The 12,732-nt window shown below is 55.5% G+C and carries 12 protein-coding genes; 7 read left to right on the forward strand and 5 right to left on the reverse strand.

The annotated features are described in order from the left end of the window. Window positions 1-216 precede the first annotated feature (216 nt). Together egtB and egtD are read right to left on the reverse strand one after the other, a co-directional pair. Complete coding sequence (gene egtB, locus ABWP27_RS09720) at window positions 217-1,467, reverse strand: ergothioneine biosynthesis protein EgtB (protein WP_353156034.1); 1,251 nt, start codon at window positions 1,465-1,467, stop codon at window positions 217-219. Window positions 1,468-1,574: 107 nt separating this feature from the next. After that, entirely contained in the window at window positions 1,575-2,537 is a 963-nt protein-coding gene (gene egtD / locus ABWP27_RS09725) for an L-histidine N(alpha)-methyltransferase (protein WP_353156036.1), read from the reverse strand. 384 nt (window positions 2,538-2,921) lie between these two features. Here egtD and ABWP27_RS09730 point away from each other — a divergent pair, with 384 nt between their 5' ends. The 7 genes from ABWP27_RS09730 (at window position 2,922) to ABWP27_RS09760 (ending at window position 10,295) form a co-directional block, all read left to right on the forward strand. After that, complete coding sequence (locus tag ABWP27_RS09730; protein WP_353156038.1) at window positions 2,922-4,709, forward strand: ABC transporter transmembrane domain-containing protein; 1,788 nt, start codon at window positions 2,922-2,924, stop codon at window positions 4,707-4,709. Between the two features lie 89 nt (window positions 4,710-4,798). After that, complete coding sequence (locus ABWP27_RS09735; RefSeq protein WP_353156039.1) at window positions 4,799-5,773, forward strand: thymidylate synthase; 975 nt, start codon at window positions 4,799-4,801, stop codon at window positions 5,771-5,773. Between the two features lie 22 nt (window positions 5,774-5,795). Continuing rightward, window positions 5,796-6,284: a dihydrofolate reductase gene (locus ABWP27_RS09740; RefSeq protein WP_353156041.1), complete on the forward strand. Its 489-nt coding sequence runs from the start codon at window positions 5,796-5,798 to the stop codon at window positions 6,282-6,284. 185 nt (window positions 6,285-6,469) lie between these two features. Continuing rightward, the gene (locus ABWP27_RS09745; RefSeq protein ID WP_353156043.1) at window positions 6,470-8,722 is read left to right on the forward strand and encodes an Orn/Lys/Arg family decarboxylase; all 2,253 of its coding nucleotides are present in this window, start codon (window positions 6,470-6,472) and stop codon (window positions 8,720-8,722) included. A 125-nt stretch (window positions 8,723-8,847) separates the two neighbouring features. Continuing rightward, entirely contained in the window at window positions 8,848-9,270 is a 423-nt protein-coding gene (locus ABWP27_RS09750; RefSeq protein WP_353156044.1) for a VOC family protein, read from the forward strand. A 76-nt stretch (window positions 9,271-9,346) separates the two neighbouring features. Continuing rightward, entirely contained in the window at window positions 9,347-9,733 is a 387-nt protein-coding gene (locus tag ABWP27_RS09755; protein ID WP_353156046.1) for a DUF488 domain-containing protein, read from the forward strand. A gap of 97 nt (window positions 9,734-9,830) precedes the next feature. Beyond that, window positions 9,831-10,295, forward strand: coding sequence for a PliI family lysozyme inhibitor of I-type lysozyme (locus tag ABWP27_RS09760; RefSeq protein ID WP_353156047.1), 465 nt, complete (start codon window positions 9,831-9,833; stop codon window positions 10,293-10,295). A 213-nt stretch (window positions 10,296-10,508) separates the two neighbouring features. Here the strand turns inward: ABWP27_RS09760 and ABWP27_RS09765 are convergent, their stop codons facing one another. From ABWP27_RS09765 to ABWP27_RS09775, 3 genes are all read right to left on the reverse strand, one after another. Beyond that, window positions 10,509-11,753: a CaiB/BaiF CoA transferase family protein gene (locus ABWP27_RS09765; RefSeq protein ID WP_353156049.1), complete on the reverse strand. Its 1,245-nt coding sequence runs from the start codon at window positions 11,751-11,753 to the stop codon at window positions 10,509-10,511. Window positions 11,754-11,818: 65 nt separating this feature from the next. After that, on the reverse strand, window positions 11,819-12,415 hold the full coding sequence (gene recR, locus ABWP27_RS09770) for a recombination mediator RecR (RefSeq protein WP_353156051.1): 597 nt from the start codon (window positions 12,413-12,415) through the stop codon (window positions 11,819-11,821). 35 nt (window positions 12,416-12,450) lie between these two features. Continuing rightward, the coding region (locus ABWP27_RS09775; RefSeq protein WP_353156053.1) for a YbaB/EbfC family nucleoid-associated protein at window positions 12,451-12,732 on the reverse strand (282 nt) is incomplete at its 5' end.

The following is a 12,732-nucleotide window of genomic DNA, read 5'->3' on the forward strand; positions in this document are numbered from 1 at the left end:
TGCTGTAAAACGGTCGATGTAAAACGAACTGCTCGCAAGAGAAAAAAGCCCTCGACGATGAGGGCTTTTTTATATCACCGGATATAAAAATCACTGAAAACAGCGAATAGGCGCCTCACACGGTTGAACAAGAATAACTACCTGGCCGATCAGCAAAAAAAAAAGCCGCTGACAGCGGCTTTCGTACACAGGCTGTTTCCTCCTGCCAAAGCCCGCCTAACGCGCCAACCGGATACCGGAAAACTGCCAACGCGCCGTCGCCGGGAAAAAATTACGATAAGTTGCACGGCTATGCCCTTCCGGCGTGACGCATGAAGAACCGCGCAACACATACTGATTCGACATGAACTTGCCGTTGTATTCGCCCAAAGCGCCAGCCGCAGTCTCATAACCCGGATACGGCGCGTAACTGCTGGAAGTCCACTGCCAGCAAGTAGCGAACAACTGTTTCAATGCTGTTGCTGCATGTCTTGCTGTACCTCCTGCCGCCAAGGACTGCATGGCCGCATGTTCCCACTCCGCCTCGGTAGGCAGGCGTGCCCCCGCCCAGCGCGCATAGGCATCGGCTTCAAAATAGGAAATATGCGTGGCCGCCGCATCCGGATCCAGCGACTGCAAACCGTGCAAACCAAATACCTGCCGTGCTGCTGCATCATCTGTGTGCCAATACAAAGGCTGCGTCAATTGCTGCGTCCGCACCCAATCCCATCCTTCTGACAACCACCACTCCGGATTTTGATAACCGCCGGCTTCAACAAAGACAAGGTATTCGCGATTCGTGACCAGGCGCGATGCAAGCGCATAGGGTTCGATGAATTGTCTATGCGCGGGCGTTTCATTATCGAAACAAAATCCGGTGCCGGCATGACCGATCTGCACCACTCCGCCCTCGAAAGACAGCCATTCCAACTCTCCCGCTGACGCGGAGACAGGATGCGGCGCAGCACAATACGCCGGCCTCAGCGGATTGCTCCACAACAGATGCAGTACATCGGTCATCATCAATTCCTGATGCTGCTGCTCGTGCTGCAAACCCAGTTCCAGCAGACCGGCGACTTCAGTGTATGCACGATCTGCCAGCGGCTGCGCAAGCAATGCCGTGATGCGTGCATCAACATCGCGGCGATAAGCCTGTACTTCCGCAAACGAGGGACGCGTCAGCAAACCGCGCTGCGCACGCGCATGCTTGTCGCCGATACCGTTGTAATAGGAGTTGAAGAGCACGCGAAAGGCAGGATGATATGGCTGGAAATTCGCTTCAAACCGTTCCAGGATGAAGGTTTCAAAAAACCAGCTGGCATGCGCCAGATGCCATTTGATGGGGCTCGCATCCGGCATCGATTGTGCACAGCAATCCTCTGCCGATAACGGGGCCGCCAATGCAGCCGAGAGGGAGCGCACCGCTGCAAAACGCAGCGCCAACTCACTCGGCTCATTCAAATGGATGCGTGCTGTCTGTACGTTCATGCTTATCCACAATATTGATCGCGAGCCATTTGCTGCACATGGCTTCCGTGCCGTTTACCGGAAATCGATTCGACCGCATGTTTTATCAAAATGTTCCAGCCTGTGCCTTATGCGGCCTGCGCATGACACACCATGAACCACTGCTGCGGATCGCTCCAGAATCTGACATTGTTGAATCCGGCCTGCGTCAGCAGATTGATAAAATCCTGCTGCGTATATTTGTAACTATTCTCGGTATGAATACGTTCACCCTGCTCGAAACAACGCATACCGCCAGTCCAGCGTACCGTCTGTTTCGAGGTGGCTTCCAGATACATTTCTATCCGGCTCAATTGCCTGTTAAAAAATCCGCGATGCCGCCATGCGCGCACATCAAAATCCGCGTCCAGCAAACGATTCAAATGCAGCAGCAAATTCAGATTAAAGGATGCCGTCACGCCCAGGGCATCATCATACGCCGCATCCAGTATCGATTTGTCCTTCAGCAGATCGACGCCTATCAATAAACCGCCACCGCCGTACCCATCTTGCGTACAAGCTTCCTTCAAGTGCCGCAGGAATGCCAGAGCCTGCTCCGGCATGAAATTACCTATCGATGAGCCGGGGTAAAAGAACAGCCGATTTTCCTCCCGCACGCTATCCGGCAGCGCCAGCTCTGTCGAAAAATCCATACCGACCGCGACCATGTCTATGGCAGGAAAACGATGCTGCAGACGACTCACGGCTTCGTGCAGGAATTCGACCGAGATGTCGACTGCAACATATTGCGCCGGCTGCAGTTGCGGAAACAGGCGTGCCGCTTTTGCACAATTGCCCGCACCGAGATCGATCAGCGTCGCTCCGGCGCCTATCGACTGTGCAATATCGCGCGCATGCCGGCTGAAGATTTCCGCTTCGGTACGGGTCGGATAGTATTCCGGCAGTTCGCAAATCGCTTCAAACAGCTTGGAACCCAGAGCATCGTACAAAAATTTCGGCGAAGTATGGGCGCAAGAGGCGTTCAAACCTGCGAGCAATTCATCCTCGATGGTTTGCTTGCCTTGCTCCAGCAGTTGAATGAATTGGGTCAAGCGGGCTCCTCCGAAATAATGCCTACATGGGAAACAATACGCCTATGTGCGCATCACGGGTATCGATATCGGCATCAGTACAATCAGACAGTAAAAAACCCTCCGCCGTTCCCGCTTGCTGCAAACACAGCTTGCGTTGCGTACTGTCACCCCCATATGACAGCGAAACGAGTGCGTAGAACATATGCATTTTCACCACTATTGCTGACAGGACTTGCAAAATACATCATTGCAACTGGTGCTAAGCTATGTATCGCGTCAGTGCACACGCTGATGTGTACGGCACACGGCCGGCAAGTCACCCATGTCATTCGAGCCTGATGCGGGCACATTGAAAATCTGACCTGCTCCCCGCAATAATTTTTTACGCCAGCCACTGACCTTATGATCCCAACGACGTCCCGAGAATTACAAAAAGGCAGCATCGCCACCCTGCGCGGCTTGCTGAAATTCCTGCTGCCCTATAAAAAACAGTTTGCGCTGGCCGGTATTGCACTGCTGGTTGCCGCAGCGGCGACACTGGCGATTCCCTATGCATTCCGCCAGATGATCGACCTCGGCTTCGGCGCCAACGGCATACACGATACCGGCAGCATCAATACCTATTTTCTCGCTCTGTTCGGCGTCGCCTGCATACTGGCGCTCGCTACTGCCGCACGCTTTTACATGGTGTCGTGGCTGGGTGAACGTGTCACGGCAGATGTGCGCAATGCCGTCTATTCGCATGTCGTCACGCAAAGTCCGCAATTTTTCGAGACCACGCAAAGCGGTGAAGTCCTGTCGCGTCTGACTACCGACACGACCCTGATCCAGACCCTGATCGGCACCAGCATCTCGATGGCATTGCGCAATACGCTGCTGTTTGCCGGCGGCCTGGTGATGCTGTTCGTCACCAGCATCAAACTGTCGTCAATTATCCTCCTGATGCTGGTTGCAACTGTATTGCCCATCGTCTGGTTCGGACGGCGCGTCCGCTCCCTGTCACGCGACTCGCAGGATAGAGTCGCAGACTCCTCCGCCCTGGCCGGTGAAATTCTGAACGCAATGCCGACCGTGCAGGCATTCACGCATGAAAAAATTGAATCCGGGCGCTTCAGCAAGACAGTGGAAGATGCGTTCAAGACTGCGATGCGCCGCATCCGCGCCCGTTCGCTGCTGACGATGATTGCGATCCTGCTGATTTTCGGCGCGATTGTTTTCGTCCTGTGGCTGGGTGCGCATGCAGTGATAGACGGCACCATGAGCGGTGGCGAACTCGGCCAGTTCATTCTGTATTCCGCCATTGTTGCCGGCGCAATCGGCGCATTGTCGGAAGTGGTAGGCGATGCACAACGTGCAGCGGGCGCCACCGAACGCCTGCTCGAACTGCTCGCAGTACAATCACCGATTTCCTCGCCTGCAGTACCTCTCGCCTTGCCGCCGCGACGCGCCAACGGTTCTTCACTGGCGCTGGATATGGTGAGTTTTCACTATCCTTCGCGTCCATTGACGCCAGCCATATCCAATTTCTCGGTCGCGATCAAGGCCGGTGAAACGGTGGCCGTGGTCGGCCCGTCCGGTGCCGGCAAGACATCGCTGTTTCAGCTGCTGTTGCGCTTTTACGATCCGCAGGAAGGCGTGATCGAACTCGATGGCGTCGATATCCGCCAGCTCGATCTGCATGCCTTGCGCAATACCATCGGCATCGTGCCGCAGGACACCGTGATTTTTTCAGCCAATGCGATGGAAAACATACGCTACGGCCGCCCCGACGCCAACGATGAAGAAGTCATCGCCGTGGCAAAAATGGCCGCTGCGCATGAATTCATAGAACGCTTGCCGGAAGGCTATCGATCCTTCCTCGGCGAGCGCGGTGTGCGCCTGTCCGGCGGTCAGCGCCAGCGCATCGCCATCGCGCGCGCCTTGCTGAAGAACCCGCCCTTGCTACTGCTCGATGAAGCCACCAGTGCGCTGGATGCGGAATCGGAACGTCTGGTGCAGAGTGCGCTGGAAGCGGCGATGGTGGGGCGCACCACGCTGGTGATTGCGCACAGGCTGGCAACCGTGCAACGCGCCCATCGCATCATCGTGATGGAACACGGCCACATCGTCGAAACCGGCACGCATGCATCGCTGGTCGCGGCCGGCGGACTGTATGCCAGTTTGGCTGCGCTGCAGTTCGGGCAGTATTGATCGCGAACTTGGCAGCACGCCCCTTCAGTTAAAATAGCGAAATCCCGGGAATCAGCATTTCCCCGCAACCCAATAAAAACGGACTACGCATGAAACAGTACCTTGACCTGGTGCGGACCGTACTCGATTCCGGCACCTGGCAGGAAAATCGTACCGGCATACGCACCATCAGCATTCCCGGTGCCATGTTGCGCTTCGATCTGCAAAAAGACGGCTTTCCCGCCATCACGACCAAGCGCCTGGCATTCAAGTCCGTGATCGGCGAATTGATCGGATTTTTGCGCGCCAGCCGCAGCGCGGCCGAATTCCGCGCGCTGGGTTGCAAGGTGTGGGATCAGAATGCAAATGAAAACACCGAATGGCTGAACAATCCCTATCGCCTCGGTGAAGACGATCTCGGCCCGGTGTATGGCGTGCAGTGGCGCCAGTGGCCCGCCTACAAATTGCTCGATGCCGACAACAAGCTGCAAATCCAGGATGCGCAAAAGCGCGGCTTTCGCCTGATCTCGGCCGTCAAGGACGAAGGCGTCGACAAGGTGCTGATGTACAAGGCGATCGACCAGTTGCGCGATTGTCTGGATACCATCATCAACAATCCCGCCAGCCGCCGCATTCTGTTTCACGGCTGGAACTGCGCCGAGCTGGACGCGATCGCACTGCCGGCCTGTCACCTGCTGTACCAGTTCCTGCCGAACCAGAGCACGAAGGAAATTTCGCTGTGCCTGTACATCCGCAGCAACGATATCGGCCTCGGCACGCCTTTCAATCTGGCGGAAGCGGCTGCCCTGCTGCACGTGGTCGGTCGCCTGACAGGCTATACGCCGAAATGGTTTACCTATTTCATCGGCGACGCGCATATCTATGAAAATCATCTGGATATGCTGAACGAGCAAATGACGCGCACACCGTATGCTGCACCCAGACTGGTATTGTCGGATCGTATCCCCGACTACCGCGTCACCGGAAAATACGAACCGGAATGGCTGGAGAAACTCGAACCCGGCGATTTCAGTCTTGAAAACTACCAACATCACGCACCATTGAGTGCGCCGATGGCCGTTTAATCCAGCTCCCTGATCGAATCACATGTCTGCACACCTGACCATCGTCGTCGCCATCGATACCAATAACGGCATCGGCATCAACAACACCCTGCCCTGGCATTTGCCGGAAGATCTGGCGCACTTCAAGCGCACGACCTCCGGCCATCCCATCATCATGGGGCGCAAGACCTTTGATTCGATAGGCCGGCCTTTGCCGAATCGCCGCAATATCGTCATCACGCGCAATACAGAATGGCAACATGCCGGCGTGGAAGCGGTAACATCCATCGCGGCTGCCAAAGAACTCGCAGGCGACCAACAGGCCTTCATCATCGGCGGCGGGCAGATTTTTGCCGACACGCTGGCCGATAGCGACCGTCTGATCGTGACCAGGATAGATAAAGCCTTCGACTGCGATGCATTTTTCCCCGCCATCGATCCGCAACAATGGCAGGAAACCGCGCGCGAAGAGCATCATTCCGAGGCAAATGGATTCGATTTTGCCTATATCACCTACGACCGGATCGCCTAGGATCCGGTTTTTGTCATGCTGCCGTCACGCTCAGGCCTGACACTGGCAGTATCACTCTGGTAACAAGCAGCCGCAGATCGCGTGATCTGCGGCTTTTTTCTCCCCACATCGCCCGCATATCTGCGAAAATTCGCTTTCTTTATCAGGTACCCAATGGGTGCCATTTCCGTCGTCTTGGAGACTGCATGAAATTCCGTTTTCCCATCGTCATCATCGATGAAGATTTCCGTTCCGAAAATACGTCCGGGCTGGGCATACGCGCCCTCGCCGAGGCCATGGAAAAGGAAGGCATGGAAGTGCTGGGCGTCACCAGCTACGGCGACCTGTCGCAATTCGCGCAACAGCAATCGCGCGCATCCGCTTTCATCCTGTCTATCGACGATGAAGAGTTTGGCGCCGGTTCGTTTGAAGAAACCGATTACGCATTGAAATCGCTGCGCGCCTTCGTCGAAGAAATTCGTCACAAGAACGCCGATATCCCGATTTATCTGTACGGCGAAACCCGTACCTCGCGCCATATTCCAAATGACATCCTGCGCGAACTGCACGGCTTCATTCACATGTTTGAAGACACGCCGGAGTTCGTCGCACGCCACATCATCCGCGAAGCGAAATCCTACATGGACGGGCTGTCGCCGCCATTCTTCCGCGCGCTGGTGCATTACGCACAGGACGGTTCGTACTCGTGGCACTGCCCTGGCCACTCCGGCGGCGTCGCATTCCTGAAATCGCCTATCGGCCAGATGTTCCACCAGTTCTTCGGTGAAAACATGCTGCGCGCCGACGTCTGCAACGCGGTGGAAGAACTCGGCCAGCTGCTCGATCACACCGGCCCGGTTGCTGCTTCCGAACGCAATGCTGCGCGCATCTTCAATGCCGATCATTGCTACTTCGTAACCAACGGCACCTCGACCTCGAACAAGATGGTCTGGCACTCGACAGTCGCGCCTGGCGACATCGTCGTCGTCGATCGCAACTGCCACAAATCGATACTGCACTCGATCATCATGTGCGGCGCGATTCCGGTGTTCCTGATGCCGACCCGTAATCACCTCGGCATCATCGGTCCGATTCCGCTGTCCGAATTCACGATGGAAAACATACGCGCCAAGATCGAGGCCAATCCATTTGCCCGTGAAGCCGTCAACAAGAAGCCGCGCATTCTGACCATCACGCAATCGACTTACGATGGCGTGATCTACAACGTGGAAACGCTGAAGAACATGCTGGACGGCGAAATCGACACGCTGCATTTCGATGAAGCATGGCTGCCGCATGCGACCTTCCATGACTTCTACAAAAACATGCACGCGATCGGCAAGGATAGGCCGCGCGCGAAAGAGTCGATGATCTTTTCGACGCAATCGACGCACAAATTGCTGGCCGGCCTGTCGCAGGCATCGCAAATTCTGGTGCGCGAATCCGAAAGCGTGAAACTCGATCAGGACGCCTTCAATGAAGCCTACCTGATGCACACATCGACTTCGCCGCAATACTCGATCATCGCTTCGTGCGACGTCGCGGCCGCCATGATGGAAGCGCCGGGCGGCACCGCGCTGGTGGAAGAAAGTATTCTGGAAGCGCTGGATTTCCGCCGTGCGATGAAAAAGATCGATCAGGAATGGGGCAAAGACTGGTGGTTCCAGGTCTGGGGCCCGGACAGTTTCAGCGAAGAAGGCATCGGCACCCAGGATGACTGGATGATACGCGCCGAAGACGACTGGCACGGCTTCGGCAATCTGGCTTCCGGCTTCAACATGCTCGATCCGATCAAGGCGACCATCGTCAATCCCGGTCTGTCACTGGACGGCAAGTTCGGCGACTCCGGCATTCCGGCGTCCATCGTCACCAAATACCTGGCCGAGCATGGCGTCATCATTGAAAAATGCGGCCTGTATTCGTTCTTCATCATGTTCACGATCGGCATCACCAAAGGCCGCTGGAACACGCTACTGACCGCGTTGCAGCAGTTCAAGGACGATTACGACAAGAATCAGCCGATGTGGCGCATCCTGCCGGAATTTGCGGCAGCCAACCCGCGTTACGAGCGCGTCGGTCTGCGCGATCTGTGCCAGTCGATACACGACTTCTACAAAGCCTACGATGTCGCGCGTTTGACGACCGAGATGTATCTGTCCGACATGCAGCCAGCAATGAAACCATCCGACGCATTCTCGAAAATGGCGCATCGTGAAATCGACCGCGTGCCTATCGACGAACTGGAAGGTCGCGTTACATCGATCTTGCTGACGCCGTATCCACCGGGCATCCCTCTGCTGATTCCTGGCGAGCGCTTCAATAAAACCATCGTGGACTACCTGAAATTTGCACGCGATTTCAACGAGAAATTCCCTGGCTTTGAAACCGATGTGCACGGCCTGGTCAAACGCGAAGTCGATGGCAAGCGCGGCTACTTCGTGGATTGCGTGCGGCAATAAGTCAGCCGGAATTGAATTTCAGCACCATTCAATAATGCAGCCATGTGCTGCATTATTCATTTGGAAAAACGGATTTCTGCTGCAGGCATTAAAATACATGCATCCGGTTTGAAGAGGACAAGAGCATGAAGCCACGCATCAGCGTCATCACCCTGGGCGTCGATGATCTGGAAAAATCGCTGCGCTTCTATCGCGATGGCCTGGGTCTGCAAACCCAAGGCATCATCGGCGAGGAGTTCGAACATGGCGCGGTCGCCTTCTTCGACCTGCAAGCCGGGTTGAAACTCGCACTATGGCCGCGCAACAGCATGGCTCACGATACCGGCCTCGCCGTCGCGCCTGTCAGTGCAACTGAATTCACGATAGGGCACAATGTCTCTTCCAGGGACGAAGTGGATGCCGTCATGCTGCAAGCACAGGATGCCGGAGCCAGCATCGTCAAGCAGGCGCAAACGACCTTCTGGGGCGGCTACGCCGGATATTTCAAGGACCCCGACCAGCATTTGTGGGAAGTCGTATGGAATCCAGCCTGGGCAGCGCCGGACTGAAGCTGTTCGTCAGACAGGAATAAGGACAGGCAACTGCGCATCAAATATCAATTGCAGTAATGAGCCGGAGATCATGATGGTTGCACGCATCGTCAAATTAGGCAGCGAACGCATTGCGGATGAAGGCCTGCGCATAGGTACGGTACGGCGGCCGCCGCGCGGCGTACCCAAAGCAGAATTTTCTTCGCACAACTGGTACGACGTCTGGTTTCCCAATCTTTCACCCAGTGCCGAAATCGTGCCACTTGCCCTGCATGCCACGACAGAAGCAGAGTGGAATGCATTCGCCAAAAAATATCGTGCAGAAATGGCTACACACGACAACACGCACACGATAGAACTGCTGGCGGCGCTCTCGCATCACACCAATTTTTCGGTCGGCTGTTATTGCGAAGATGAATCGCGCTGCCACCGTTCCATCCTGCGCGCACTGCTCAAGGAGAAGGGTGCAAAAATAGCATAGTAAAATCGCCCGCCATGCATTCCGGCTGCGACGCCAGTTGAATACGCCATCACATCATCGAAAAAACGTCTTGCACATCCCGTCTGAAAATAAATCAATGAAGAAAATCGCCCTGCTGTTATTCAGCCTCACCGCCAGTCTCATGATCACCAGCAGCATCGCCGCCGACAAGGATCGCACCATCACCGCTACCATGCCGCAAGGCATGGCCGTGGTCGTCTCGGAAGGACGTCTGGAACCACGCAGCGCCGGCAGCTACAGCCTGCACCTGTATGCAAAGAACGATCCTGCCTATCCTTATGATCGCTTTATCGCCGGGCTGGTACGACCACGCAACGGTACCGTTGAAGAAATCAGATTCGCCGATGTCAATGGCGATAAAAAGCCTGACATCATCGTCCTCACCCGTTATACCGGCAGTGGCGCATTCGTCACCGTCGATGCATTTCGTTTCAACAAGCAATCATTACGGCCATTGCAGTTGCTCACCACGATTGCAGGTATGGATGCCGGCAACGATCCGGTAAAAGCCTTGAAGAGAAAATTGAAAACAGCGCGCTGATGCGCCATGAAGAACAAGAGGGAAATACACAGGCGGAAAGCGAACGCTTTCCGCCATTCACTGCACGACCTAGTTAAAGATCAAACCGTTAAACGTCCAGTAGCCAAACAGAAAAAGTACAATCGCAATCGCAAACTGTTTCCAGAAATTCTTGTTCATCTCATTTTCCCTTTGCCTGTTTGCGGCGCTTGTTAAGCTGCTTGTTAAACTGCATCACACCACGCCGTCGCGTCTCAACTCTGCAATACCCGCCTCATCATAACCCAGCATTTTCAGCACATCGTCCGTATGTTCACCCAATGCCGGCCCCAGCCATTTTGTTTCACCCGGCGTCTCGGATAGCTTGGGCGTAATTGCCGGCAGCTTGATCGGCGTGCCGTCGGCGAATGCATGCTGCTCGAACATATTACGCGCCAGGAATTGCGGATCGCTCATCATGTCACGTACCGAGTAGATTTTCCCGACAGGGACATCGGCGGCCTGTAATATTTCCATCGCGCTGACTATCGTTTGCGTCGTACACCAGCTTTGTATCGCTTCATCGATTTCTGCCGTGCGCGGCACGCGACCGTCGTTGCGCGCAAGTTGCGCATCATTGGCCAAATCGTCGCGCCCCATCGCCAGCATCAGTCGCTTGAAAATCGCATCGCCATTGCCGGCGATCACGATATTTTCACCATCGCCGGTGGTATAGGTATTCGACGGTACGATGCCGGGCAAGGCACCGCCGGTACGCTCGCGCACCACACCGGCGTAATCGTATTCCGGCACCAGCGATTCCATCATGTTGAAGACGGCTTCGTACAAGGCAACGTCTACCATCTGGCCCTGTCCTGCAATTTTCTCATCGCCGGACTTGCCGTTCCATCTGCCGCCAGTCACATCGCGATGACGCAAGGCCATCATCGCACCTATCACGCCATGCATTGCAGCGACCGAATCACCGATGGAAATTCCTATGCGCAGCGGCGGTCTATCCGGGAAACCCGATACATAACGCATGCCACCCATCGATTCGCCGATCGCGCCAAAACCCGGCTGATCTTTCAAAGGCCCGGTCTGACCGAAACCTGACAGCCGCACCATGATGGTGGCCGGATTTTCAGTCTTTAGCTGTTCGTAACCCAGCGACCATTTTTCCAGCACGCCGGGCCTGTAGTTCTCAATGATGATGTCGGCTTCGAGCGCGAGCTTCTTTGCGATTTGCTGGCCGCGCGGGTCTTTCAGATTCAGCGTCAGACTTTTCTTGTTGCGTGCCTGCACCGACCACCATAGCGATGTGCCGTCCTTCAGCACACGCCATTGGCGTATCGGATCGCCGCCATCCGGCGACTCGATCTTGATCACGTCGGCGCCAAACTCGGCCAGCATGCGTGAGCAAAACGGACCTGCAATCAATGTACCGAGTTCAAGAACCTTGATGCCGGCCAGCGGACCGGACGATGCAGTTTTAGTCATGGCAGTCAAAAAAGAATTCAAGGATATCCAGCATGATCAACTCGCAGGCAGAAGATGAAAAGACCCTAGGTTGTACGCCTGTCCAGCATCGCACGCGCGATAGTGCCGGCATCGACATATTCCAGTTCGCCACCAACCGGCACTCCGCGTGCCAGACGACTCACCTTCAAGCCGCGCGCCTTCAGCGTTTCACTGATGTAATGTGCAGTCGCTTCGCCTTCGTTCGTGAAGTTGGTTGCGAGCACCACTTCCTGCACGATGCCGTCAGTAGCACGGCTGATCAGTTTTTCCAGATGGATGTCTTTCGGCCCGATACCGTCCAGCGGCGACAAACGCCCCATCAGCACGAAATACAAACCCTTGAAAGTCAGCGTCTGTTCTATCATCAACTGGTCGCCCGGCGTCTCGACCACACACAGCAAAGCAGTATTACGCTCTGCATCAAGGCAGGTTTCGCAGACAGCGTTTTCCGTAAACGTATTGCACATCGCGCAGTGCTGCACGCGATCAACCGCCTGCGACAAGGCGCGACCCAGCATGGCAGCGCCATCCCTGTCATGCTGCATCAGGTGATACGCCATGCGTTGTGCAGACTTCGGCCCGACGCCGGGCAGGCGTCGCAATGCTTCAGTCAAAAACTCAAGGCTGGACGGGGATTTCAAACGGCTGCTTTCAATTTATGCGGCGACAGACTGCATCAGAACGGCATCTTGAAGCCTGGTGGCAGCGGCATGCCGGCGGTTGCACCGGCCATTTTTTCCTGCGATGTTGCTTCTGCCTTGCGCACTGCATCGTTGAACGCGGCGGCGACCAGATCTTCCAGCATGTCCTTGTCATCAGCCAGCAACGATGGATCGATGGACACGCGTTTTACATCGTTCTTGCACGACATCACGATCTTCACCAGGCCGGCGCCGGATTGTCCTTCCACTTCTATCGATGCAAGTTGCTCCTGCATCTTTTTCATATTGTCCTGCAT

It is taken from the genome of Herminiimonas fonticola, from assembly GCF_040395855.1.
In the GTDB taxonomy this organism is placed as follows: Bacteria; Pseudomonadota; Gammaproteobacteria; order Burkholderiales; family Burkholderiaceae_D; genus Oxalicibacterium; species Oxalicibacterium fonticola_A.